Source organism: Paracoccus sp. FO-3 (assembly GCF_006386455.1).
GTDB lineage: Bacteria > Pseudomonadota > Alphaproteobacteria > Rhodobacterales > Rhodobacteraceae > Paracoccus > Paracoccus versutus.
In genome coordinates this window covers 1-23,424 of sequence record NZ_VCBQ01000077.1, presented here as the reverse complement: position 1 = coordinate 23,424, position 23,424 = coordinate 1, and the positions used below count along the sequence as shown (strand labels likewise).

Here is a 23,424-nt window from a genome sequence, read left to right as displayed (position 1 = left end):
TGCCCGTCTTCCGATGCGCAGAATGAAAATGAGCGTTTCCGGCAGGTTGGCCGGGGACGCAGGAATGGGAGGAGGAAGAAGATGCCGGGACCGCTTGCGGATGTGAAGGTCATCGACCTGACCTCGAATTTCATGGGGCCTTACGGCTCGCTGCTGCTGGCCGACCTGGGCGCCGACATCTGCAAGGTCGAGGCGCCCGGCGGCGACACCACCCGCGGCGTCGGCCCCGCCCGCAATCCGGGCATGAGCGTCATCTTTCTGCACCTGAACCGCAACAAGCGCAGCATCGTGCTGGACCTCAAGAACCCGGCGGGGCTTGCGGCGCTGAAGAAGATGCTGCAATCGGCGGACGTGCTGCTGCACAGTTTCCGGCCCAGGACGCTGGCCAGGCTGGGCCTGTCCTTCGACGAGGTTCACAAGCTCAACCCGCGGCTGGTCTATTGCGGCTGCTTCGGTTTCGGCCAGGACGGTCCCTATGCCGACCGTCCGGCCTATGACGACCTGATCCAGGCCGGCGTCGGCATGCCGGTGGTGCAGGGGCGGCGCAACAATGGCGAGCCGGTCTATGTCGCCTCGGCCATCGCGGACCGCATCGTCGGCATGGCCACGGCCAATGCGGTCACGGCGGCGCTTTACTATCGCGAGCGCAGCGGGCACGGCCAATGCGTCGAGGTGCCGATGTTCGAGACCTTCAGCCATTTCGTCATGGGCGACCACATGTATGGGCTGACCTTCGATCCGCCCATCGGCGACTGGGGCTATGTGCGCATGACCAGCCCCGACCGCCGGCCCTACAGGACCAAGGACGGCTATCTGGGCGTCAACGTCTACAACGACAAGCACTGGCACCGCTTCTTCCATCTGTCGGGCCATCCCGAGATGGCCGAGGATCCGCGCTATGCCACGATCTACGGCCGCACCCAGCATATCGACGAGCTTTACCGCTTCCTCGGCAAGGTTTTCGAGACCAGGACCAGCGACGAATGGGAAAGGCTGCTGACCGAGGCCGATATCCCGGTCATCAGGATGAACACGCCCGAAACCCTGCTCAGCGATCCGCATATGCAGGCGGTGGGCTTTTTCGGAATGCAGGACCATCCGAGCGAGGGGCGCCTGCGCACCATCGGCCTGCCGCAAAGCTGGAGCGAGAGCAAGCCCGAGCTGCGCCACCACAGCCCGCGGCTGGGCGAAAACACCCTGGAACTGCTCGGCGAATACGGGTTCTCGGAGGATGAGGCCGCCGGCCTCGTTGCCAGCGGCGGCGCCCGGACGGCCGATTGAGCGAGACGGAGGAGACGGAAATGAGCGACGAGCTACCCCTGAAAGGCATCGTGGTGGTGGAACTGGGCGACAGCGCCTCGGCGCCCTTCGGCGGGCAGGTGCTGGCGGCGCTTGGCGCCGAGGTCTGGAAGATCGAGCGTCCCGGCCCCGGCGATTCCTCGCGCAGCTGGGGGCCGAGCCAATGGAAGGGCAGCGGGGCCGCCTATCATTCGCTGAACCGCGGCAAGCGCTCGATCTGCCTGGACCTGAAGGATGCGGCGCAGCTCGATACGCTGCATGTGCTGATCCGCGACCATGCCGACGTGTTCCTGCACAACCTTCGGCCCGGCTCGGCCGGGCAATACCGGCTGGACCCGGAAAGCCTGCGCGCGCTGAAGCCCGATCTGGTCTGCTGCGAGGTCGGCGCCTTCGGCCATGTCGGGCCGATGAACCGCCTGCCGGGCTATGACCCGCTGATGCAGGCCTTCGCCGGCATCATGAGCCTGACCGGCGAGGAGGGGCAGGCCCCGGTCCGCGCCGGCGTCTCGATCGTGGATTTCGGCACCGGCATGTGGGCGGTGATCGGCATTCTGGCGGCGCTGTTCCGCCGGGCGCGGACCAGGCAGGGCGCGACGGTGAACAGCTCGCTTCTGGAAACCGCCATCGCCTGGATGACCGTGGGCATCGCCAATTACGCCGCGGATGGCGAGCCGGGCGGCCGCTTCGGCTCGGGCGTGGCGTTCATCGTGCCGCATCGCGCCTATCGGGCGGCGGATGGCTATCAGATCGTCAGCTGTGCCAACGACCGGCTGTTCGCCCGGCTTTGCGAGGCGCTGGACCGGCCGGAATGGGCCAGCGATCCGAAATTCGCCACCAATGCCGGCCGGCTGGCCCATCGCGACGAGATCGACCGCCTGATCGGCGAGCGGCTGGCGACGCAGAACCGTGCCCATTGGGACGACCACCTGGGCCGCTTCGGCATCGCCACCGCCCCGGTGCAGACCACCGCCGAGCTGTTCCACCACCAGCAGACCCGCGCGCTTGGCATGATCGCCAAGCCGCAGGAGGACGAGATCGAGACCGTCCAGCTGCCGCTGTCCTTCGACGGCCGGCGCCCGCCGCCGCTGCATGCCGCGCCCGAGATCGGCGACGACGACGATGCCCTGAAGCGGTTGCTGGCCGGAAAGCCGGCCTGAGCCACAGGAGGAGACCCATGCCGGACCTGCCGGAAGACGACGGCATCACCCGCGAAGAGATGCACCACCGCCGCCTGGATTTTCGCGGCTACCGGCGCAGCGACGGCCGGTTCGAGCTGCGGGCGCATCTGACCGACCGCAAGCCGGTGGACTTTACCCCGCCGGGCGATTCCCGGCCGGTGCCGGCCGGCGCGCCGGTGCATGACCTGGGCGTCACCGTGGTTTTCGACAAGGACATGGTGATCACCGAAATCGGCACCTTCATCGCCTCGCATCCCTATCGCCAATGTCCCGGCGGCGGCGATACGCTGCAGGCCATGGTCGGGGTCAGCATCGGGCGCGGCTGGAACCGGGCGATCCGCGAGCGCCTGCCCAATTGCGACACCTGCACGCATCTCAAGGAAATCCTGACGCCGCTGGCCAGTGCCGCCTATCAGACCATGACGGTCGAGCGGCTGCATCTGCTGGATGCGCGGGACCGGGACGGCAATCCTGTCAAGATCGACAGCTGCTATGCCTATGGCCGCAACCGCGACCTGGTGGCCAGCCTGTGGCCCGAACATGCGGACAAGGCCGGCAAGGAATGAGCCCGCCCGCGGGTCAGAGGTGTTTCCGATGGATGGCATCGTATTCTGCTGTGCAAAAGACGGATTCGGGCCATCCGCGGCCGGTTTCGCCCTAGAAATGGCAATCAGCCCGAACGCGCGGCGGGAAGGGAAACCGCCGCCATACCAACAGATCGGAGGAGTTGATGTTGGACCTTGCCAGAAAGGCCGCGCTTGCGGCCGCGATCCTTGCCTCGGGGGCGGTGCAGCCGGCCCTGGCGCAGGACCAGGTGACGCTGAAATTCACCCATATGTTCCCGCCGACGCATTTCGGCTGGAAAGAGGGCGGCCAGCCCTTTACCGAGATGATCACCGAGGCGACGGGCGGCGAGGTGCAGTTCCAGAACTTTCCCGCCGGCCAGCTGGGCAAGGACTATATCGGCCTGCTCGGCAGCGGATTGGCGGATATGGCGGTGCTGGTCGGCTCCTACATGCCCGACAAGCTGCCGCTGACCTCGGTTTCGGAACTGCCGGTCAAATACGGCAGCGCCTGCGAGGCGACCGGCAAGCTCTGGGCGATCGCGCAGCCCGGCGGCCCGCTCTACGAGGCGGAATACAAGCCCCAGGGCCTGCGCCCGCTGTTCGTGGCGGTTCTGCCCACCTACAAGGCCATGACCACCTCCAGGGAACTCAGGACGCTTGACGACCTCAAGGGGCTGAAGCTGCGCGCCTCGGGCGCGGCGATGGAGCAGACGGCGCGTGCGCTTGGCGCGGTGCCGGTGCAGATCCAGGCGCCCGAGGTCAATGATTCGCTGCGGCGCGGCACCATGGACGGGGCGTTCTGGCCCTATCACTCGGCCCCGCCCTATGAACTGGACACGCTGTTCAAATACGGGCTGGAAGGGCCGAGCCTCGGCTCGACCTCGGTGATCTTCGCCATCAGCGAGAAGAAATGGGAAGGGCTGTCCGACAAGGCCAAGGCCGCCTTCGAGGAGGCCGCCGCCCAGATGCAGCCGCGCTTCTGCAAATGGCTGGACCAGGACGAGGCCCGCGTCCGGCAGGAAATGATCGACCAGCACGGCTATGTCCCGGTCACGGTCACGGCCGAGGAAGAGCCGCGCTGGCAGGAAAAGCTGGCGCCGGTCATCGACGCCTGGGCGCAGCGCATGGACGGCCAGGGCCTGTCCGGCACCGCCATCCTTCAGGCATTCCACGACGCGCAGCCCCTGGGCGTGGACTGACCGCGCCCGGCCTGCCGCCCCGCACATGAAAACCCCGGCCGATGGGCCGGGGTTTTTCCGTTCGCGCTTGGCGGGCCGGTCAGTCCCAGAAGGTGCCCTGCGTCGGCAGCTGCGCGAAATCGGCCTGCTCGTGGCACAGGAACAGCGGCACCCCGCCCCGCTCGATGGCGGCGACGCGGCGGCGCGAGGCGGTGGTGTCGGACAGGCAATGGTCCCAGGGCATCGGGATGTGGTTCCGGTATTGGTCGCGCTGATGCGCCACGTCGCCGCCCAGCAGGATGCGGCCCCGGTGCGGCAGGTCCAGCAGCAGGCTCTGGTGCCCCGGCGCGTGGCCCGGCGTGCGCAGCAGCCTGACCGAGCCGTCGCCGAAAAGGTCGGCATCGCCCTCCAGCGGCAGCAGCTCGACCCGGCGCAGGCGGTCGATGTCCTTGTCGCAATAGACCGGCCGCGTCCAGGGATCGGGGCAGAAGGCATAGTTCAGCTCGGCCCGCTGCGCGACATGGACGGCATCGGGGAAATATTCCGCGCCGCCCGAGTGGTCCAGGTGCAGGTGCGAATAGACGACATGGCGCACGTCGCCCCGGCCGATGCCCAGCCGTTCTAGCTGGCGGTCGACGATATGGTCGCGGCTGATGCCCTGGGTGCCGAAAGCCTCGGCCAGTCCCGGCGCCCAATAGCCCGCCTCGGGGTCCAGCACCGCGCCGTTGATGCCGGTGTCCCACAGCAGGATGCCGTGGCGTTCATGCTCGATCACGGCTACCGTTGTCACCAGATCGACATGTCCGGGCTGGAATGTCGCGATCTTTGCCTTTTCCAGCGACAGGGGCGCCACGTCCAGCGCCGTCATCCTGATCCTTGCCATGTTCCTCCTCCCTCGCTTGATTTCAGGCGATGCCTTCGGCGCGTAGGGCGTCGATTTCCGCGGCGCCCAGCCCCAGCCCCTCCAGCAGCGCCTGTGTATCGGCCCCAAGGGCGGGTGCGAGGCTGCGCGGCGCGCGGCCGGCCTCGGTCAGGATCGCGCGCGTGACCAGCGGCAGCTCCGGCGCCTCGCCCGCGCGGATCGGGTCGGTATAATCGGCCAGGCCGGGCAGGCGCAGCGTCTCGGCCGGGGTCAGGCAGGGGCAGGAGGGCAGGGAATGCGCCGTGAGCTCCGCCTGGCACTCGGCGACGGTGCGGCCGGCGCACCATTCCTGCTGGATGGCGCTCAGCGCCTCGCCATTCTCGCCCCGCAGCGAATCCGAGGCGAAGCGCGGGTCGGAAAGCAGGTCTTCGCGCCCCATCATCCGCGCCCAGCGGGCGAACATCGGGTCGCCGATGACCTGGATCATCACCCAGCCGTCCTGGGCGCGGAACAGGTCGGAAGGCCCGGCGATCGGGCTGCGGTTGCCGATCGGGCGGCGCGAGCGATAGCCCGAGGCCTCTTCCATCAGCATCGGGTTCATCATGGTCAGCGCCGTGCCCATCAGCGAGCATTGCACATGCTGGCCCTTGCCCGTCCGCGCCCGCTCCAGCAGGGCCGAGGTGGTGGCGAAGGCGGCCGCCATGGCGGTGGCGTAATCGACATAGGACACCGCCTCGCGCGTGGGGGTGTCGCCGAAGCCGGTCAGATACATTGCCCCGCTCAGCGCCTGGCCGGTGCCGTCGAAGCCCACGCGGTCGCGGTCCTCGCCATCGGGCGCGAAGGCCGAGATCGTGGTCAGGATCAGGTCGGGCTTGATCGCGCTCAGCGTGGCATGGTCCAGCCGCAGTTTCAGCAGCGCCTTTTGCGGCAGGTTGACGATCACGACATCGGCCGTCGCGACCAGCCGCTCCAGCACGGCGCGGCCCGCGGGCCTGGCATAGTCCAGCGTCAGCGACTTCTTGTTGGCGTTGACCTGCATGTAAAGCCCGCCGGCACCGGGGATGCCGATGGGCATGACCTCGCGGTCGGTGGCGCCCTCGGGCGGCTCGATGCGGATGACCTCGGCGCCCTCGTTCGACAGAAGCTGGGCGCAGAAGGGTGCGGCGATATAGCGGCCAAGGTCGAGGACGCGGATGCCGGCAAGCGCGGGCTGGCGGGTCTGGGTCACGGGTTTCTCCTTTCAGCGCCGGGCCAGCGTCAGGGCCGAGGATGCCGCCATGCCAAGCGCAAGCGCCCAGGTCATCGCGCCCGATCCCAGCCCCGAGGCCAGAAAGCCCAGCAGCAACGGTGTGGCGGTTTGCAGGAAATTGGTGATGGCCATGCACAGGCCGATGGCCTCGTTCACCCGGCGTTCGGGGGCGGCGCCATAGATCAGCGCCAGCGCGATGGGCACGCCGATGCCGATGATGACGCCCAGCACCAGGCTCAGCACGGAAAGCGCGGCGAAGTCCCGTGCCAGCGGCAGCAGCGCATAGCCCAGGGCACCCCCGATCAGCGCCAGCCGCGAGATGGCATTGCCGCTGAAGCGGCGGGTGATCATGCCGACGCTGAGGCGCGAAATCGCGGTGCCGATGGCAAAGGCGCCCAGCATCAGCCCCGCCGCCGCCGGCGACAGCCCGACCTCCAGCGCGTGCAGCGAGATGATGAAGGGATAGATGGTCTGGGCCGAGCTGAACACGGCGCTGATGATCAGCCATTGCCGCAGGGCGGGAATGCGCAGCAGCTCGGTCGTGGGGCCGGGCCGGTCCGTGCGGCCGGCGCTGGGGCTGCGGTCGAAGTTGTGGGGCAGGACAAAGACCAGCAGCGCCGCCAGCAGCGCCGAGGCGCCGATGCTGAACAGCGCGGCGGCCGCGCCCCAGAACTGATAGGCCAGCCCGGCGACCATGGGGCCGAGGAACTGGAAGACGGAATAGGCGACGACCAGATAGCCCAGGTTGCGCGGCCGGTCGGCGATGGCGCCGATCTCGCCCACGGCGCGGGCGGCGGCGACATGGCTGAAGACCGCGCCCGCCCCGATCAGCCCGGCCACCGCGTAAAGCACGGGGGCGGCCGGAAAGACCTCGAAAAGCAGGCTGGCCAGCAGGATCAGCCCCGATGCGCTGAGTATCGGCACCAGCGTCCCCGTCCGGTCCACCCAGCGGCCGAAGCCGACGCTGAAGATCATCGGCACCAGCGTGAACAGCGCCGCCATGATGCCCACCTGGGCGGTGCCGACATGCAGCCCCAGCGCGATCATCGGCAGCACCAGCCGGGCCGAGGCCAGGGTCGCGTTGTTCAGCCCCGAGATCAGGATGGTATCGACCAGCAGCAGGCCGTCGCCGTGCCTTGCCTTGCCGTCCTGTTCGGGGGTCTGTGCTGTCACCTTGCTCTCGTCGCGGGGGTTGTTTCGGTGGATCGGCGGTGCCTTGGCGGTCGCGGCCGCCCTGGGAAAGCCCGGCGCTGTCGCCGGCAGCGCTGCCATACGACTATGCATCTAGCGCGGGCCTGCGTCTGCATCAGCACGAAACCACAAAGGTTTTCCCTATGGAGGTTGCAGGCTGCGGGAATGGCTCGGCGCCGGGCATCGACAGCCGTGCCGTGCTGGCCGATCCTTTGGCGATGGAGGGATCAAGATGACAAGCCAAAACCACGACCGGCCCGAACGGCCGGCCTTTGTGCAGGGTGCCAAGAAGCTGCTGATCGGCGGCCGCTGGGTCGATCCGGCGGGCGGAGAGCAGATCGCCGCCATCAACCCCGCGACCGGGCAGGAGATCTGCCGGATCGCCCGCGGCGACGCGCGCGACGTCGACCTGGCCGTCGCCGCCGCCCGCCGCGCCTTCGAGGGTGACTGGAGCCGTTGGACCCCGCACCAGCGCCGCAAGCTGCTGCTCAAGGTGCATGACCTGGTCCTTGATCATTTCGAGGAACTGGCGCTGATCGAGACGCTGGACATGGGCGCGCCGCTGTCGCGGACCCGCAACCTGCGGGAATGGACCTCGCAGGTGCTGCAATTCTATGCCTCGCAATGCGATGCCGGCACGGTGGCTGCGCCCAGGAACTCGCTGCCGGGGCATTTCCTGACGCTGAAGCAGATGATGCCGGTGGGGGTCGTCGGCGGCATCATCCCCTGGAACGGGCCGCTGATCGGGCTGTGGTGGATCTTTGGCCCGGCGCTGGCCACCGGCTGCACGGCGGTGCTGAAGCCGGCCGAGGACGCCTCGCTTTCCGTGCTGCGCGTGTCCGAGCTGATGCTCGAGGCCGGCGTGCCCGAGGGCGTCATCAACGTCGTCACCGGCTATGGTCACGAGGCCGGGCAGGCCCTGGCCGAGCATATGGGCGTCGACCGGCTGGCCTTCACCGGCTCGGTCGGCACCGCGCAGGCGATCACCCGCGCCTCGGCCGGCAATCTCAAGCGGCTGCAGATGGAGCTGGGCGGCAAGTCGCCCGACATCGTCTTTGCCGATGCCGACCTGGACAAGGCGGTGCCGGGCGCGGCGATGGGCGTGTTCACCAATACCGGGCAGGTCTGCGTGGCCGGCACGCGGATCTTCGTGCAGCGCAGGGTTCATGACGAATTCGTGGCGCGGCTGAAGGAGTTCACCGCGACGATCCGCGTCGGCGACGGTTGCGATCCGCAGACGCAGGTGGGGCCGCTGGTCTCGCAACGCCAGCTCGAGCGGGTGCAGCATTACATCGGCATCGGCGGCAGCGAGGCCGAGCTGGTCGCCGGCGGCCGTCGTCCGGGCGGCGAGCTGGCGGCGGGCTTCTATGTCGAGCCGACGGTCTTTGCCAATGTCCGCAACGACATGACCATCGCGCGCGAAGAGATCTTCGGCCCCGTGGCCTCGGTCATTCCCTTCGACGACATGGACGAGGCCTTGCGGCTGGCCAACGACACGCCCTACGGGCTTGCCGGCGGGGTCTGGACGCAGAACCTGGGCACGGCGCACAAGGTCGCTCAGGGCATCCGCGCCGGCACGGTCTGGGTCAATTGCTACGGCGTGCTGGACCCGGCCATCGGCTTTGGCGGCACCAAGATGAGCGGCTATGGCTGGAAGGGCGCCCGCGAGCATGTCGAGAGCTTCCTTTACCCGAAAGCCACCTACATCAACCTGGACTGACCGCGAGGGACAGGGCCATGCGAAAGGGGCGAGGCTGCGAGCCTCGCCCCTTTTCATTTCCTGCCCTTCGATCAGGCGCGTTCGAACACGGCCGCCATGCCCTGGCCGCCGCCGATGCACATGGTCTCCAGCCCATAGCGGGTGCCGCGGCGGGCCATTTCATGGACCAGCGTGGTCATGATCCGCACCCCGGTCGCGCCGATGGGATGGCCCAGCGAGATGCCCGAGCCGTTCACGTTCAGCTTGTCGCGCTCGTCCCAGTCCATGTCCTTCAGGCAGGCCAGGACTTGCGCGGCGAAGGCTTCGTTGATCTCGACCAGGCCCATGTCGGACATCTTCAGCCCGGTCTTTTGCAGCACCTTGGCGGTTGCCGGCACCGGGCCGATGCCCATGCGCGACGGGTCGCAGCCCACGGCCGACCAGCCGTTGAGAAAGGCGATGGGGGTCAGGCCCAGTTCCTCCAGCTTGTCCTCGGCCACGACCAGGCAGGCGGCGGCGGCATCGTTCTGCTGCGCGGCATTGCCGGCGGTGACGGTGCCGTCCTTCTGGATCACCCGCAGCCTGGCCAGCGATTGCGGGGTGGTGTCCGGCCGGATGCCCTCGTCGCGGTCGAAGACCAGCGGATCGCCCTTGCGCTGCGGCACCGCGACCGGCACGACCTCCTGGGCAAAGCGCCCGTCCGCCCAGGCGGCGGCGGCGCGGCGGTGGCTTTCGGCGGCAAAGGCGTCGGCCTCTTCTCGGGTGATGCCGTAGTCGCGGGCCAGGTTCTCGGCCGTCTCGATCATGCCCGAGATATAGCCGAAGCGATGCACGGGCTGCGAGCGTTCGCGGCCCCGGTCCAGCCGGTCGTAGAACTGCGTCGTGCCCGAGCGCCGGCCCCAGCGCATGTCGGTCGTGTAGAACTCGATGTTCGACATCGACTCGACGCCGCCGGCCAGCACCACGTCGCAGGCGCCAGTCTGCACCATCATCGCCGCCGTCACCAGCGCCTGCAAGCCGCCGCCGCAGCGCCGGTCGGTCTGAAGGCCCGGCACCTCGATCGGCAGGCCGGCGTCCAGCGCGATCCAGCGCCCGACGCAAGGGGTTTCCGAATTGGCATAGGACTGGGCAAAGACCACGTCCTCGATCAGCGCGGGATCGAGGCCGGTCTTTTCCAGCACCGCCTTGGTGACGGTGCCGCCCAGAACCTCGACGGGAACGGGGCGCAGCGCGCCTCCGAAACCGCCGACGGCGGTGCGAAGCGGGCTGACGATGGCGGCGCGGCGCATGGGGTTTCTCCTTGGTGGTCGGGGTTTCGGCGGACGGGCCGCGGCCCGTCCCGGCAGGGCCCTAGCAGGGATCCCAGGTAAAGACGTCCTGGCTGCGCTCCAGCGGGTAGAACGAGGAACGCAGGGCGGGGATGGCGTGGTCGCGGACGGTCTCGGCCGTCCAGTCCCCGTCGCGGTGGACCGAGCGGATCGGGCGGTTCTGGCTGAGCAGGAAGATCTCGTTCCGGCGCACCGAGAAGATCTGCCCGGTCACGTCCCCGGCATCATCCGAGCCCAGGAACACCGCGAGCGGCGCGTTCTTTTCCGGCGTCATCTTCTTGAGGTTCTCGACCCGCGCGATCTGGTCCGGGGTCTCGGTCGGGATATTGCTGGTCATCCGGCCCCAGGCGAAGGGCGCGATGCAGTTCGAGCGCACGTTGTAGCGCTTCATGTCCAGCGCGATGGTCTTCGACAGCCCGACCATGCCCAGCTTGGCGGCGGAATAGTTCGCCTGGCCCAGGTTGCCGATCAGGCCGGAGGTCGAGACCATGTGGATGAAGCTGCCGCTTTCCTGTTCGCGAAAGATCTCGGCCGCGGCGCGGCTGACGAAGAAGCTGCCGTTCAGATGCACGCCGATCACCGCCAGCCATTGCTCGGGCGTCATCTTGTGGAACATGGCGTCGCGCAGGATGCCGGCGTTGTTCACCACGATGTCGAGCCGGCCGAAACTGTCCCTGGCCTGCGCCACCATGCGCTGCGCCGCGTCCCATTCCGAGACGCTGTCGGTGTTGATGACGGCCTTGCCGCCGAAGGCCTCGATCTCTGCCTTGACCTCTTCGGCCGGGCTGGCCGAGCCGCCTTCGCCCGACAGCGACACGCCGATGTCGTTGATCACCACCGAGGCGCCGGCGCGGGCCATGGCGATGACGATGGCGCGGCCGATGCCGCCGCCGGCGCCTGTGACCAGCGCAACCTTGCCGTCCAGTATCTGGGTCATTTCCGTTGTCCTTTCGTGTCAGGGCAGGTCGAGCACGGCCTTGGCCAGGATGTTCTTCTGCACCTGGGTCGTGCCGCCATAGATCGTGGCCGCGCGGGCGTTCAGGAACTGCGTCGGCATGGCCAGGTCGTTCGACCCCATGAGCGGCGCCAGCAGCCCGCCATCCTCGGCCATCAGTTCCAGCCCGTATTCGGTGATGCGCTGGTAAAGCGCCGTCTGGTTCAGCTTGAGGAAGCTGACCTCGGGCCCCAGCCTCTCGCCCCGGCGCAGCTTGTCGGCGACGCGGCTGAAGATGGCCTGGTGGTCCTCCAGCTCCATCTGGAAGCCGGCGTAGCGGTCGACGAAGGCCGGATCGTCCAGAAGGCCGTAATGCTGGCCCAGCCGGCGCAGCTTGGCCAGCGCGCTGGCCGACTGCCGCGGGCCGCCCAGGAAGATCCGCTCGAAGCCCAGCAGGTTCTTGGCCATGGTCCAGCCCTGGTTGACCTCGCCCACGATATTGCCCTTGGGCACGCGGACGTTGTCGAAGAACACTTCCGAGAATTCGTCGTCCAGCTCCAGGTTGATGATCGGCCGGATGGTGATGCCGGGCGTGTCCAGCGGGATCAGCAGGAAGCTGATGCCCTCCTGCTTCTTGCCGGTCTTGTCGGTCCTGACCAGGCAAAAGATCCAGTCGGCATCGCCGGCCAGCGTGGTCCAGATCTTCTGCCCGTTCACCACCCATTCGTCGCCGTCCAGCACCGCCTCGGTGCGCAGGTTGGCCAGGTCAGAGCCGGCGTTGGGTTCGGAATAGCCCTGGCACCAGATATGCTCGCCCGACAGGATCCTGGGCAGGAAATGCGCCTTCTGCTCTTCCGAGCCGTAGTTGATCAGCAGGGGCCCCAGCAGCATCATGCCGTGGTCGGGGGTGCGGGCGGCGCCGAATTTCTCGAATTCCTCGACATAGATCAGCTGCTTGCCGGGGTTCAGCCCCATGCCGCCATGGTCGCGCGGCCAGTTCGGCGCCAGCCAGCCGGCGGCGGACAGGATCATGTACCAGGGCTCGGCATCGTCCCAATGCAGCCGCTTGGCCGGGTGGCGCAGATGGGGCGGGTGGTTCTGGGCCAGGAAGCGGCGGACCAGGGCGCGGAAATCCTCGTCCGGGAGTGCGTTGTAGTCGTCCAGCTTGAACGCATCATGGGCCATGGCTCATGCCTCCTGCGTGACGGGTTTCAGACGGGCGAAGCGGGCGCGGTGCTGGGACGGCCCGCCAAAGCGCGCCGCCTCGACCATGGCCTTGCGCAGATACAGGCCGATGTCGTGTTCGTCGGTAAAGCCGATGCCGCCATGCAGCTGGATGCAGTCGCGCGTCACCTTCATCGCCGAGGCCGAGGCCCGCGCCTTGGCGCGCGAGATCGCCGCCTGGGTGGCGGGCGTCGGCCCTTCGCGGTCCCATTGCAGCGCCGCCTGCTCGATGCTGGCGCGGCTGACCTCGATCTCCAGCCGGGCGTCCACGGCCATGTGCTGCAGGATCTGGAACTGGCCGATGGTCTTGCCGAACTGCACCCGCTGCTTGAGATAGGCCACGGTCATGTCCAGCGCGCCCTCCATCAGCCCCAGCAGATAGGCGGCGGTCGCCAGCGCCGCCTCGGCCAGCGCCGGGCGGGGGTCGGCGGCGATCACGGCGCAGGGCGCATCCTCGAGGCGGATGGCGGCGACATGGCCGCCGTCCTGCGTCTCGTCGGTGGTGACGGTCACGCCGGGCGCATCGGCGGCGACCAGCGCCGATTGCGTGGCGCCGACGACCAGGAAGGCATCCGCCCCCGCCGCCATCGGCACATGGATCCGGCTCGCCGTGACCTTGCCGTCGCGGATCGCGGGATCGCCCGCGGGCTCCAGCGTGCCGCGCGCCTCGGTCCAGGCCGGGATCACCAGCCGTGCGCCGTCCAGATGCGCCTCCAACGCCGCGCCGTCGAGCAGGGCCGAGGCCAGCACCGCCGGGATCAGCGGCTCGGGCAGCAGGGCGCGGCCGGTCTCTTCGGCCAGCGCGGCATAGGGCAGCAGGCCCAGGCCGACGCCGCCCCTGTCCTCGGGCAGGCGCAGGGTGGGCCAGCCGAGGGCGCAGATTTCCGACCAGACCGCGCGGTCGAAGCCGGGAGAACTGTAGCGCAGCTTGCGGATGCGGGTCAGGTCCTGGCCGGTGATGCCGCGCGCGCTGTCGCGGATCATTTCCATCGACGAAAGAACGTCCTCGGGGATCATGTTCGGCTCCGGGTTCATGGTTCGGGGGCGGGATCGAAGCGGGCAAGGCCGCCGTCGATCACCACGGCGTCGCGGGCGGGGACCAGGGCGCGGAAGCGGCCGTCGGCCCAGATCTCGCTGCGGATCGTCTCGCCCGGATAGACCGGCTTGGCAAAGCGCAGCCGCACCGCGCGCATGGTCTCGGCGCGATAGCCGCCAAGCGCCCGCAGCAGCGCGTGGCAGACCACGCCCATGGTGCAAAGCCCATGCAGGATCGGCCGCTCGAACCCCAGCTTGCGGGCCAGTTCTGGGTCGCTGTGCAGCGGGTTCAGGTCGCCGTTCAGCCGATAGATCAGCGCCTGCGCGTCGGCGGTTTCCAGGTCGACGACATGATCCGGCGCGGTCTGGGGCTCGGGCAGGCGCGGCACGGGGTTTCGCGGCTCAGAGGGCCCGCCGAAGCCGCCGCCGCCACGGATGAAGGTGGTGCGGTTCAGCCGGGCGAAGCGGCGGCCCTCGCCGTCGGAAAGCTCGGTCTCGGCCAGGATCAGCGCCGGCTTGCCCGCGCCCTTGTCGATGACCTCGGTGATGCGGGTGCGGCTTTCCACCGTGCCCTTGCCTGGGATCGGGCCGAGGATCTCGATGGCTTGGTCGGCATGCAGCACGCCCTTGGGGTCGACGCCCGAATCCGGGTGGCCGAGATAGAAGCCGGGATGCGCCATCACCAGCACCATGGCCGGCATCACCTGCGGCCCTTGCAGCGGATCGACGTAAGGCAGCTGCCGCGCGTCCAGCGCATCGCGCCCCATGCCGATCGACAGCGCATAAAGCGCGATGTCGCGCGGCGTCAGCTCCTGCCGCACCACGGGGATCTCCAGCCGCATCAGCTTGTCCAGGTCGATGCTCATGCCGTCACCCTGGCGCTCATGCCGGTATAGCCGCCGGGGCCCTCGGCCCAGAGATCGTGGCCCTCGGCCGTGACGCGGCCGCAGACCTGCATCCGGCCGCCGGCGAACAGCGGCGCCTGGCCGCGAAAGCTGAAGCTGCGGGGTGGCTTGCCGATGTGGCGGACAAAGCCCTCCATCAGCAGGGTGGCGGTCAGGGGGCCGTGGACCACCAGGCCGGGATAGCCTTCCTCGCCCGTGGCATAGGGCAGGTCGTAATGGATGCGATGCGCGTTGAAGGTCAGCGCCGAATAGCGAAACAGCAGCACCGGGTCGGGGTCCAGCGGGTCGCGCCAGTCGGCGGGCGCGACCTCCGCCACCGCCGCCGGCTGGGCGCTGGTCGAGGGTTCGCGATAGACGATGTCCTGTTCCTCCTCGATGGCAAGGCCGGCGCCGGTGGCCAGGCTGTGCCTGACCGTCAGGAAGACCAGCGCGCCCTGGCGGCCGGATTTCTCGGTCACGGACAGGATCTCGCTGGTGCGGCTCACCTCCTCGCCGACATGAAGCGGTGCGTGAAAGGTCAGCCGGCCCCCCGCCCACATCCGCCGCGGCAGCGGCACCGGCGGCAGGAAGCCGCCGCGCCGGGGGTGCCCGTCCGGGCCGATCTGCGATTGCGGCGCCTCGGGGGTGAAGAACGTCCAGTGCCAGAGCGGCGGCAGCGCCTCGCCCCTGGCCGGGGCGGGGCGGTCCAGCAGCGCCGCCATGCGCCGGACATGGGCGGGCGCGATCACGTCGCGGCTTTCCTCGGTCCGGCCGATCCAGGTTTGCAGATGGGCGATGTCGATGCCGGTCATGCCGTGCCCTCCGAAAGCGCGGCCATCTGCACATAGCGATGCGCCAGCCGCAGATGGGCGATGTCCACCATCTTGCCGTCCACCACGGCGACGCCGTTCGCGGCGCCTTCCAGCGCCGCGATCACCGCGCGGCCCCATTCCACCCGCTCGGGCGCCGGGCGCAGCGTGGCGTGGACGGTGGCGATCTGCGCCGGATGGATGCAGAGCTTGCCGGCGAAACCCAGCGCCAGCGCCTCGCGCGTCTCCAGCTCCAACCCCGAGGCCGCGCGCGGATCGGGAAAGGGCGTGTCGATGGCGCGTACGCCCGCGGCCGCCGCCGCGATGGCGACCTGCCGGCGGGCATGGGCCAGCAGCGGGTTCATCTGCCCGCTCGCCCGCGCCATCACCCCCAGGTCCGAGGCCAGATCCTCGCCCGCAAAGCACAGCGCGGCCAGCCGCGGCGTCGCCGCGCGGTAATCCATGTCGAGCAGCGCCAGCGCCGATTCCGTGACCAGCGGCAGGATGGTGATGCGGCCGGCGGGGCGGTCGAAACCGGCCTCCAGCGCGTCGATGCGGTCGGAAAGCTGCGCCAGATCCGGCCGGCCGCCGCATTTGGGCAGCATGATCGCATCGGCGCCGCCGCGCACCGCCATGGCCAGATCGGCCAGGTGCCAGGCGGTGTCGGCCGCGTTCACCCGCACCGCGACCGGCAGAGCGCGCGGCGCCGCCAGCGCCTCGGCCACCAGCGCCCGCGCCTCGGCCTTGGCCGCGGGATCGACCGAATCCTCGAGGTCCAGGATCACCGCATCCGCGCCCGAAGCCATCGCCTTGCCCATCCGGTCGGCGTTCGAGCCGGGGCAGAACAGCAGGCTGCGAAGCGGCAGGGTATGAATGTCAGCCATAAGATTTTCCGTTGGGTCGCTGGTCGGCAAGCAGGTTGTTTCCGTTGGCGCCGGCGGGACGGAGAGCAACCGCCAGGCCGGGCTTTTCCCATGTGTTCTCATGGAGAGCGGGGAAATTCCATAGAATCAAACAAGGCAAAACCTGTTGGTATATATAGGCAAAGCCTATATCTGCGCGGGTGGTGAACCTGCCCTTTCCCCGTGGCGGGGCAGGCCATCCGCGACCGCTCAGGCGAAGCGGAACAGCGCCTCGGGCTCGATCCGGGTCGAGCGGAAGCGGTTCGCCGCATCTTCGGGCAGCGCGTATCCGAACGAGATGCCGCAGACGAAATCGCGGTCCTCGGGCAGGTCGACGACCGCGCGGATCACCCGCGCGTGCTGGGCCAGCGCCGCCTGCGCCACGGTCGCCACCCCTTCGGCCTGCGCGGCAAGCAGGAAGGACGAGACGAAGGCGCCGATGTCCAGCACGCCATAGGGGCCAAGCGCGCGGGGCACCGAAAGCAGCGCCACATGCGGCGCGCCGAAGAAGCGGAAATTCTTCAGGTGATGCGCGTGGCGGGCGGCGCGATCCTCGCGCGCGATGCCGAGCGCGGCGTAAAGCCCGAAGCCGACCTCGCGGCGGCGGGCCATGTTCGGCGCGGGATAGCTTTCGGGATAGGGGATGTCCGAGGCGATCTCGGGATGCGCCTCGGCCTCGGCCAGCAGCGCCGCGGAAAGCCGCGCCGTCGTCTCGGGCCGGGTGACGATCAGCTCGTCCCAAGGCTGCACGTTCGACCACGAGGCCGCCCAGCGGGCGGTATCGACGATGCGCCGGATGGTTTCCTCGGGCACCGGATCGGGGCGAAAGGCGCGGCAGCTGTATCGCGCCCGCATCAGGCGTCGCAGCACATCGGCATCGCTTTCCTCGCCCGCGGGGATGTCTTCGATCTGTCTCATGCCAGGCCCTCCGGCGCCTTGGGGTCGAGGTAATCCGCCAGTCCCAGGGCGCGTTCTGCGAAATATTGCGTCTCGATCATCAGGCAGCCGGTGGCCGAGCGGATCGGCCCGTGCGGCGTGCCCGGCGGGCGGATGACATAGGCGGGCGCCTTCAGCGTCACGCCGGTTTCCTTTTGCGTCACCTCGCCCTCGACCAGCAGCGCTTCCTCCCAATAGGGGTGGGTGAAGGCGGCGAAGGTTTCGCCGCCGGGCAGGATGCGGACATAGCGGGTGCGAAAGCCCTGGCCTGCGGCCTCGTCCAGCGCGCCGCTGAGCGGTTTCACTGCGATGCCCGCGGTTTCGGGGACAGGTTGCCAGCCGGTGGTCAGGTCGACGGGGAACATCGCAGCCTCCGTTCAGCGGATCAGCAGCGCGACCAGCTTGGCCGCCGGCAGCGCCGGATCGCCGGCCTTGATCGTCGCCAGCAGCCGCGCCGACTGCTCGGCACCCAGGGCCAAGCGGGTCAGGTCGTCGAACTTGGCATCCAGGTCGGCCTGCGAGACCGGGTTTTCCGTCGTGCCCAGCGGGTCGAGGATGAACAGCCTTTCCTCGGCCCCGTCGGCCATGCGCGCGGTGATGTCGCCGACCCATTTGCCGGGATGGGCGCGGTCGAGTTCCGGCTTGACGGTGATCTTCACCCGCTGCGCCATCCGGGCGACCTCGCTGCCTTCGGAAAGGTCCAGCGCGCCCTGCATATAGGCGGAATGCGTCTCGTAGCCGTTGCCCTGGCCCAGAAGCGACAGGGCGAACTGGAAGGGCAGGGAGTATTGCAGATGCTCGATGGTCTTGGGCGCATAGGCATTGGCGTTGGCGTTGCCGACGATGATGTTGCCGCCGGTCTGGATGCCCAGCTCGATCGCCTCGATCCGGTCGGCGCGGTTGGCCAGCTGGCGGGCGCCGTCGATATAGGCGTGGTTGATGCCGCAGCAGCAATAGGGCTTGATCCAGACTTTCGCGATCTCGAAGCCCTGGTCCTTGCCGAAGAGGGCGGCCTGGTCGGCGGGGATGTCCTTTTGCACGAAGGTGCGGAAGAACCCCTTGGCGCCCGACAGGAAGGTGGTCGGCCCGGTCAGCCCGGCCTCGGCCATTTCCGCGGCGCGGATGCCGTTGCGGGTGCCGATGCCGGCATGGACGCGCTTGATCGACCCGCCCGAGGAGGTGTATTCCGTCGTCCCCGAGGCATGCGACAGCGCGATTGACAGCGCATGGGCGGTGCGCTCCAGGTCGAATCCGCGCATCCGGGCGACCACGGCGGCGGCGCCGAAATTCGACAGGATCGCATGCGGGTGCCAGCCCCGTTCCAGCAGCTGCGGCGCGGCAAGGTTGCCGATGCGGGTATAGACCTCGTAGCCGGCGACGATGCCCTCGATCACCTGCGCCATGGTCGCGCCGATTTCCTCGCCCACCGCCAGCGCGGCGGGGACCACGCAGCTGCCGGGATGGCTGGAGCTGGCGCGATGCGCGTCGTCATATTCGAAGCCGTGGCCATAGCTGCCATTGACGAAGGCGGCGTCGCCCGCGCTCATCCGCTCGCCCGAGGCGGCGACGCGGGCCTTGCCGGGCACGTGGCTGCGCTTGGCCAGCGCCAGCAGCGCCTGGCTCCATGGCAGGCTGGCGCTGCCGACCTGCAGGGCCAGCTGGTCCTGCATCAGCCGGCGCGCGCCTTCCAGCGCCTCGGGCGGCAGCGCATCGTGGCGCAGGTCGGTGACAAGGCGGGCGACGGCTTCTTCCAGCGGGGGCAGGGTCATGGCTTCCTCACTTGTTGCCGAAATCCGGCATGCGTTTTTCCAGATGCGAGGCCAGCCCTTCCCTGGCCTCCGGCCCGCCGAAGCCCAGCAGTTCCAGCGCCAGCGAGGCGTCGAAGGCGGGGCCGGCGGCGCGCATCCAGTTGTTGAGCGAATGCTTGGTCCAGCGGATTGCGGTCGGCGCGCCCTCGGCCAGCCGGATCGCGGCATTCATCGCCCGCTCGGCCAGTTCCTCGGGCTCGACGGCCAGCGAGACGAGGCCGATGCGCTCGGCCTCTTCGCCCGTCATCGGCTCGCACAGCATCAGGTAGTATTTCGCCTTGGCGATGCCGCAAAGCAGCGGCCAGATGATCGCGGCATGATCGCCCGCCGCCACGCCCAGCCGGGTGTGGCCGTCGACGATCTTGGCCTTTTTCGAGGCGATGGAAATGTCGGCCAGCAGCGCCGCCACCAGCCCGGCGCCCACCGCCGGGCCCTGGATGGCCGAGACGATGGGCTTTTCGCAATCCAGGATATTGTGGACCAGCTCCCGCGCCTCGTGCCACATGCGCACGCGGGCGCCGAAATCGTCGATCAACTCCTGCACCAGGCTGAAGTCGCCGCCGGCGGAAAACGCCCGCCCCTCGGCGCAAAGCAGGACCGAGCGGACGGCATCGTCCTTGTGGATCTGCTTCCAGACATCGGCGATCTCCTGGTGGCCGGCCTTGTCCAGCGTGTTCAGGCTGTCGGGCCGGTTCAGCGTCAGCCGCAGCACGCCGGGATGCGGCATGTCGGCGCGAAAGGCGGTGTAATGCGAATAGGCGTCCATCATTTCCTCACTTGCCAAGTGCCGCGATCTCGTCCAGCGCCGCCGGGTTGTCGAGCGAGGACAGGTCGCCCAGCTTTTCCCCCGCATAGGCCTGCCGGATCAGCCGGCGCATGATCTTGCCCGAGCGCGTCTTGGGCAGTTGCGTCACCAGGTGAACCTTGCCCGGCTTGAAGGGTTTGCCAAGCCGGTCGCCCACCGCATTCGCCACGCGCTTGGCCAGGTCGTCGCGATCCCCGGCAAAGCCCGGCATCGGCAGGACGAAGACCACCAGCTTCTGGCCCTTGACCGGGTCGCTGACGCCGACCGCCGCCGCCTCGCTGATCTCCTCCATCTCCAGCACGACCTCCTCGACCTCGGCCGGGCCCAGGCGCTTGCCCGCGACCTTCAGCGTGTCGTCCGAGCGGCCCATGACCACGAAGCTGCCGTCGGGCGATTTCACCGCCAGGTCGCCATGCACCCATGATCCGGGGATCGTGGACCAGTAGCTGTCGATATAGCGCGCGTCGTCCTGCCAGAAGCTGGCCGTCATGCCGATGAAGGGGGCGCGGATCACCACCTCGCCGACCTCGCCCAGGACAGGGTTGCCCTGCGGGTCGGTCACGGTCACGTCGATGCCCGGCGACGCGGTGTTGAAGCCGCCCGCCGCGATGGGCTTGACCTGCACCGAGGACAGCAGCGCGCCCGAAACCTCGGTGCCGCCGGTATAGTTGATGACCGGGCTGCCGTTCGCCCCGAAGCGGTTCTGGTACCAGGCGAAATGTTCGGCGTCGATGACCTCGCCCGCGGTGATCAGCAGTTGCAGGCTGGAGCGGTCGTGCTTCAGCGCCAGCGCCTCGTTGGCGGCAAAGCCGCGGATCAGCGTGGGGGCCGAGCCGTAATGGGTGATCTTGTGATCCTCGATCAGCTTGCCCATGCGCGACCAGTCGGGAAAGTCCGGCGCGCCGGCGTAAAGCACCAGCGTCGCCCCGCGCAGAAGCGCCGTGGACAGCACCAGCGTGCCGGCGATCCAGCCCATGTCGGCCGGCCAGCAGAACACGTCGCCCGGCCCGACGTTGAAATGCACCGCCGAGTCATGCGCGATGCGCAGCGGAAAGCCGCCATGGGTATGCACCGGCCCCTTGGGCTTGCCGGTGGTGCCCGAGGTATAGATCACCATGAACGGGTCCATCGGCCCCATGCTTTCGGCGGGGCGGTGGTCGTCGTCGGCTTCCGCCACCTGGTTCCAGGTCAGGTCGCCTAGGGGAATCGCCACGCCAGGCGCGTCCTTCCAGATGATCGTCTCGACCGAGGGCAGGTGCTTGCGCGCCTCCTGCATCACCGCCTGCATGTCGACATATCTGCCCCGGCGCGCAAAGCCGGTGGTGGCGATCACCGCCCTGGCCGCGCTGGGTTCCAGCCGCGAGATCACCGCCTCATGCCCGAAACCGGAGAACAGCGGCACCATGATCGCGCCGATATAGGGGATGGCCAGCGCGGAAACCGTCGCCTCGATGCCGTTGTCCAGCAGCAGCCCGACCCGGTCGCCGCGCCCGATGCCCAGCCGGCGCAGGCCATGGGCAAAGCGGCGCACCATGACGGCCAGTTCGGCAAAGGTGATCCGGCGCACCGTCCCGTCCTCGGCCTCGTCGATGACGGCGATGCGGTCGGGCGCGGTCCCGGCATGGGCCAGCACGGTATTGACCCAGTTCAGCCGCGCCCCCGGCCACCATTGCGGGAACTCCTTGCCGCGCGAGAGGTCCACATAGCCCTCGGGCGCCCTGTCCCATTCGATGCCCAGGAAATCCGCGGCCGCCTGCCAGTAGGCCTCGGGCTTTTCGACGGACAGGGCCAGCAGCGCATCGTAATCCCGGACGCCCAGCCTTTCGGCCAGCTTCAGCACATGGGCGCTGTCGAGATGCTTCTGCTGCGGAGTCCAGGCTTCTGGGGCTGTCATCTTGATTTCCTCCGGGTTCGCGGCGATCCGGGCGCCGGCTGTGGTTCAGTTGCGAGGGGCCGGGCCCTGCGCGTCGGGCGCGGTCAGCCGCATGACCCGGCCAAGGTCGTCCAGCCGGGGCAGGTCCATGACCAGTTCCACGATGGCCTCGGCATTGCCGCGCGGCAGGATGCCGTCCACGTTGCTCAGGAACTTGGCGATCAGCTCGTCATTGGTCATGTGGCTGGCCGGGTCGGGCGATTTCGTGCCCTTGGGATAGCGCCGCTCGCCGGCATAGGTCCGGCCGCGCGCCCGGATCTCCAGCTTGGCGGGGCGGCTCGCGGCATTGCCGGTCAAGAGCTTGACGTAATCGGGATGCACCTCATGCGTCACCTTGTCCATCAGCCCCATGACCGAGTCGCCGAAGACCAGCTCCGGGTCCATCCAGGCCCGGCCCGGCGGCACGCGATGGGCGCCGACGGCGATGCCATGGGCGATGGAAAACTGCGCGTCATGCGGCAGCAGGATCTCGCGGTTCAGCCAGACCGGCTGCTCGACCATGCCCTCGACATAGACCTTGATGCCCTCGATCTCCTCGACGGCGATCTGGTGCCGGTCCAGCAGATCCTGCATCTCGTCGATCAGCGCGTGCAGGATGCGGCAATGCGGATAGGGCTTGAAGGCCGACAGGTCCACGAACCGCCATTCCCGGCCCAGGTCCGCCACCATCCGGTCGGCAAACCAGCGCCGCGTGCCGATGAAGCGGCGATAGCCGAATTCCTCGTCGTCGAGGATCTGGATGTCGCCGCGATGGCCCAGCTCGGCGGCATAGGCGGCGGTAAAGGCCGATTGCGTCAGGACGCCGGCATGCAGGTATTTGATGGTCGAGCTGGGCGCGTGCTGGAACCAGGCCGTCTGCGCATTGACCGGAGAGACCGAGCCCGCGATCCCCAGCCCGTTCGCCGTCACCTCGGCCGAATGGCCGCGCAGCATCGAGATGGCGGCCGCGGCGCCGAAGATGGTCTCGGCATAGCCGAAGACCGGCGGCGGGTCGACCTTGCCGTCCCTGGTGTCGCGCAGGTAGTCCATGCCCATGCCGATGCGGCAGGAGATCTCGTGGCCGACGGCGATGGCCAGAGCGACCGCCTTGCCGTCCCTGGCCATGGTTTCGCCAAGCGCCATGATGCCGGGCAGCACATAGGGGGTGACATGGCCGGGCGGCATGATCGCGTCCATGTCCAGCGTGTTGATCAGCTCGCCATTGGCGAAGGCGGCGCCGAAGGCCGAGACCTTGTCGCCGGTGCCCATGATCGTCGCATCGCCCTGGCCGCCGCCGATCAGCTTGCCGTAGGCGATCCCGGCGCGGCCCTTCAGCTCGCCGATGCCGGCGACGGCGACGCCGATGGAATCGAGCAGGATGCGCGCCGTTTCCCCGATGGCCTCGGCCGGCAGATCCTCGATCCGGGTGCCGGACGCCAGGTCGGCGAATTTCTGGATCATCGTGGTCATCTTGCAGCGTCCTCCCTGGCGGCCGGTTCTCCTGCCGGCGACTATCGCCCGATCATCTAACAGGCGCTAGAATTTCGTTCATCGTGTGCTTCTGTCCCGGCCAAAGGAAAAACCGATAGCTCGCCTTGTCACATATTCGGGTAGTTCGGCCCGTC

The 23,424-nt window shown here is 68.6% G+C and carries 21 protein-coding genes; 5 read left to right on the top strand and 16 right to left on the bottom strand.

Annotated elements, in window-relative coordinates:
* The first annotated feature begins 81 nt into the window (after positions 1-81).
* The 4 genes from FE811_RS18865 to dctP all read left to right on the top strand — a co-directional run bounded on the left by FE811_RS18865 (position 82) and on the right by dctP (position 4,242).
* Positions 82-1,281: a CaiB/BaiF CoA-transferase family protein gene (locus FE811_RS18865; RefSeq protein WP_116220610.1), complete on the top strand. Its 1,200-nt coding sequence runs from the start codon at positions 82-84 to the stop codon at positions 1,279-1,281.
* Positions 1,282-1,301: 20 nt separating this feature from the next.
* A complete protein-coding gene (locus tag FE811_RS18860; protein ID WP_116220611.1) occupies positions 1,302-2,456 on the top strand; it encodes a CaiB/BaiF CoA-transferase family protein in 1,155 nt (384 codons plus the stop codon).
* A gap of 17 nt (positions 2,457-2,473) precedes the next feature.
* The gene (locus FE811_RS18855) at positions 2,474-3,043 is read left to right on the top strand and encodes a DUF2889 domain-containing protein (RefSeq protein ID WP_116220612.1); all 570 of its coding nucleotides are present in this window, start codon (positions 2,474-2,476) and stop codon (positions 3,041-3,043) included.
* A gap of 164 nt (positions 3,044-3,207) precedes the next feature.
* Complete coding sequence (dctP, locus tag FE811_RS18850) at positions 3,208-4,242, top strand: TRAP transporter substrate-binding protein DctP (protein WP_116220613.1); 1,035 nt, start codon at positions 3,208-3,210, stop codon at positions 4,240-4,242.
* 79 nt (positions 4,243-4,321) lie between these two features.
* Here the strand turns inward: dctP and FE811_RS18845 are convergent, their stop codons facing one another.
* The 3 genes from FE811_RS18845 to FE811_RS18835 are packed head-to-tail and all read right to left on the bottom strand — an operon-like array spanning position 4,322 to position 7,604.
* Positions 4,322-5,104 carry an N-acyl homoserine lactonase family protein gene (locus tag FE811_RS18845; RefSeq protein WP_083539318.1) on the bottom strand — a complete coding sequence of 261 codons (783 nt, stop codon included), beginning with the start codon at positions 5,102-5,104 and terminating at the stop codon, positions 4,322-4,324.
* Positions 5,105-5,126: 22 nt separating this feature from the next.
* Positions 5,127-6,311: a CaiB/BaiF CoA-transferase family protein gene (locus FE811_RS18840; protein WP_036760017.1), complete on the bottom strand. Its 1,185-nt coding sequence runs from the start codon at positions 6,309-6,311 to the stop codon at positions 5,127-5,129.
* 12 nt (positions 6,312-6,323) lie between these two features.
* The gene (locus tag FE811_RS18835; protein WP_166435378.1) at positions 6,324-7,604 is read right to left on the bottom strand and encodes an MFS transporter; all 1,281 of its coding nucleotides are present in this window, start codon (positions 7,602-7,604) and stop codon (positions 6,324-6,326) included.
* Between the two features lie 151 nt (positions 7,605-7,755).
* Between FE811_RS18835 and FE811_RS18830 the strand changes: the two genes are divergently transcribed.
* Positions 7,756-9,243: an aldehyde dehydrogenase gene (locus FE811_RS18830; RefSeq protein WP_116220615.1), complete on the top strand. Its 1,488-nt coding sequence runs from the start codon at positions 7,756-7,758 to the stop codon at positions 9,241-9,243.
* Between the two features lie 71 nt (positions 9,244-9,314).
* On the opposite strand, the gene FE811_RS18825 is transcribed toward FE811_RS18830, so the two are convergent.
* From FE811_RS18825 to FE811_RS18765, 13 genes are all read right to left on the bottom strand, one after another.
* The gene (locus FE811_RS18825; protein WP_116220616.1) at positions 9,315-10,511 is read right to left on the bottom strand and encodes an acetyl-CoA C-acetyltransferase; all 1,197 of its coding nucleotides are present in this window, start codon (positions 10,509-10,511) and stop codon (positions 9,315-9,317) included.
* A 61-nt stretch (positions 10,512-10,572) separates the two neighbouring features.
* The gene (locus FE811_RS18820; RefSeq protein ID WP_036760006.1) at positions 10,573-11,487 is read right to left on the bottom strand and encodes an SDR family NAD(P)-dependent oxidoreductase; all 915 of its coding nucleotides are present in this window, start codon (positions 11,485-11,487) and stop codon (positions 10,573-10,575) included.
* 18 nt (positions 11,488-11,505) lie between these two features.
* Complete coding sequence (locus FE811_RS18815; RefSeq protein WP_208021422.1) at positions 11,506-12,669, bottom strand: acyl-CoA dehydrogenase family protein; 1,164 nt, start codon at positions 12,667-12,669, stop codon at positions 11,506-11,508.
* Between the two features lie 3 nt (positions 12,670-12,672).
* Complete coding sequence (locus FE811_RS18810) at positions 12,673-13,725, bottom strand: acyl-CoA dehydrogenase family protein (protein WP_116221658.1); 1,053 nt, start codon at positions 13,723-13,725, stop codon at positions 12,673-12,675.
* Between the two features lie 14 nt (positions 13,726-13,739).
* Positions 13,740-14,609 carry a MaoC/PaaZ C-terminal domain-containing protein gene (locus tag FE811_RS18805; RefSeq protein ID WP_036760004.1) on the bottom strand — a complete coding sequence of 290 codons (870 nt, stop codon included), beginning with the start codon at positions 14,607-14,609 and terminating at the stop codon, positions 13,740-13,742.
* Complete coding sequence (locus FE811_RS18800; RefSeq protein ID WP_116220617.1) at positions 14,606-15,439, bottom strand: MaoC family dehydratase N-terminal domain-containing protein; 834 nt, start codon at positions 15,437-15,439, stop codon at positions 14,606-14,608. Before FE811_RS18800 ends, FE811_RS18805 begins: the two co-directional genes overlap by 4 nt.
* Positions 15,436-16,320 (bottom strand): CoA ester lyase, encoded by an 885-nt coding sequence (locus FE811_RS18795; RefSeq protein ID WP_208861509.1) that lies wholly within the window; start codon positions 16,318-16,320, stop codon positions 15,436-15,438. The genes FE811_RS18800 and FE811_RS18795 overlap by 4 nt, the downstream gene beginning before the upstream one ends.
* Positions 16,321-16,548: 228 nt before the next feature.
* Positions 16,549-17,256: a nitroreductase gene (locus FE811_RS18790; RefSeq protein ID WP_116220618.1), complete on the bottom strand. Its 708-nt coding sequence runs from the start codon at positions 17,254-17,256 to the stop codon at positions 16,549-16,551.
* Positions 17,253-17,639, bottom strand: a complete 387-nt coding sequence (locus FE811_RS18785) for a cupin domain-containing protein (RefSeq protein WP_072464147.1) — start codon at positions 17,637-17,639, stop codon at positions 17,253-17,255. The genes FE811_RS18790 and FE811_RS18785 overlap by 4 nt, the downstream gene beginning before the upstream one ends.
* A 12-nt stretch (positions 17,640-17,651) precedes the next feature.
* Positions 17,652-19,043: an MmgE/PrpD family protein gene (locus FE811_RS18780; RefSeq protein ID WP_116220619.1), complete on the bottom strand. Its 1,392-nt coding sequence runs from the start codon at positions 19,041-19,043 to the stop codon at positions 17,652-17,654.
* A gap of 7 nt (positions 19,044-19,050) precedes the next feature.
* Positions 19,051-19,848, bottom strand: coding sequence for an enoyl-CoA hydratase/isomerase family protein (locus tag FE811_RS18775; protein WP_244294861.1), 798 nt, complete (start codon positions 19,846-19,848; stop codon positions 19,051-19,053).
* A gap of 7 nt (positions 19,849-19,855) precedes the next feature.
* Complete coding sequence (locus FE811_RS18770; protein ID WP_116220621.1) at positions 19,856-21,781, bottom strand: AMP-binding protein; 1,926 nt, start codon at positions 21,779-21,781, stop codon at positions 19,856-19,858.
* Between the two features lie 45 nt (positions 21,782-21,826).
* Positions 21,827-23,269 (bottom strand): MmgE/PrpD family protein, encoded by a 1,443-nt coding sequence (locus tag FE811_RS18765; protein WP_116220622.1) that lies wholly within the window; start codon positions 23,267-23,269, stop codon positions 21,827-21,829.
* Positions 23,270-23,424: the final 155 nt, after the last annotated feature.

What these genes read in the sequence shown, in the direction of transcription:
- FE811_RS18815 (WP_208021422.1), bottom strand. Translation starts at nt 12,669, where the DNA reads ATGGCCCATGATGCGTTCAAGCTGGACGACTACAACGCACTCCCGGAC.
- FE811_RS18765 (WP_116220622.1), bottom strand. Translation starts at nt 23,269, where the DNA reads ATGACCACGATGATCCAGAAATTCGCCGACCTGGCGTCCGGCACCCGG.
- FE811_RS18775 (WP_244294861.1), bottom strand. Translation starts at nt 19,848, where the DNA reads ATGGACGCCTATTCGCATTACACCGCCTTTCGCGCCGACATGCCGCAT.
- dctP (WP_116220613.1), top strand. Translation starts at nt 3,208, where the DNA reads ATGTTGGACCTTGCCAGAAAGGCCGCGCTTGCGGCCGCGATCCTTGCC.
- FE811_RS18825 (WP_116220616.1), bottom strand. Translation starts at nt 10,511, where the DNA reads ATGCGCCGCGCCGCCATCGTCAGCCCGCTTCGCACCGCCGTCGGCGGT.
- FE811_RS18790 (WP_116220618.1), bottom strand. Translation starts at nt 17,256, where the DNA reads ATGAGACAGATCGAAGACATCCCCGCGGGCGAGGAAAGCGATGCCGAT.
- FE811_RS18860 (WP_116220611.1), top strand. Translation starts at nt 1,302, where the DNA reads ATGAGCGACGAGCTACCCCTGAAAGGCATCGTGGTGGTGGAACTGGGC.
- FE811_RS18810 (WP_116221658.1), bottom strand. Translation starts at nt 13,725, where the DNA reads ATGATCCCCGAGGACGTTCTTTCGTCGATGGAAATGATCCGCGACAGC.
- FE811_RS18865 (WP_116220610.1), top strand. Translation starts at nt 82, where the DNA reads ATGCCGGGACCGCTTGCGGATGTGAAGGTCATCGACCTGACCTCGAAT.
- FE811_RS18795 (WP_208861509.1), bottom strand. Translation starts at nt 16,320, where the DNA reads ATGGCTGACATTCATACCCTGCCGCTTCGCAGCCTGCTGTTCTGCCCC.
- FE811_RS18855 (WP_116220612.1), top strand. Translation starts at nt 2,474, where the DNA reads ATGCCGGACCTGCCGGAAGACGACGGCATCACCCGCGAAGAGATGCAC.
- FE811_RS18805 (WP_036760004.1), bottom strand. Translation starts at nt 14,609, where the DNA reads ATGAGCATCGACCTGGACAAGCTGATGCGGCTGGAGATCCCCGTGGTG.
- FE811_RS18845 (WP_083539318.1), bottom strand. Translation starts at nt 5,104, where the DNA reads ATGGCAAGGATCAGGATGACGGCGCTGGACGTGGCGCCCCTGTCGCTG.
- FE811_RS18830 (WP_116220615.1), top strand. Translation starts at nt 7,756, where the DNA reads ATGACAAGCCAAAACCACGACCGGCCCGAACGGCCGGCCTTTGTGCAG.
- FE811_RS18820 (WP_036760006.1), bottom strand. Translation starts at nt 11,487, where the DNA reads ATGACCCAGATACTGGACGGCAAGGTTGCGCTGGTCACAGGCGCCGGC.
- FE811_RS18770 (WP_116220621.1), bottom strand. Translation starts at nt 21,781, where the DNA reads ATGACAGCCCCAGAAGCCTGGACTCCGCAGCAGAAGCATCTCGACAGC.
- FE811_RS18780 (WP_116220619.1), bottom strand. Translation starts at nt 19,043, where the DNA reads ATGACCCTGCCCCCGCTGGAAGAAGCCGTCGCCCGCCTTGTCACCGAC.
- FE811_RS18800 (WP_116220617.1), bottom strand. Translation starts at nt 15,439, where the DNA reads ATGACCGGCATCGACATCGCCCATCTGCAAACCTGGATCGGCCGGACC.
- FE811_RS18835 (WP_166435378.1), bottom strand. Translation starts at nt 7,604, where the DNA reads ATGGCAGCGCTGCCGGCGACAGCGCCGGGCTTTCCCAGGGCGGCCGCG.
- FE811_RS18785 (WP_072464147.1), bottom strand. Translation starts at nt 17,639, where the DNA reads ATGTTCCCCGTCGACCTGACCACCGGCTGGCAACCTGTCCCCGAAACC.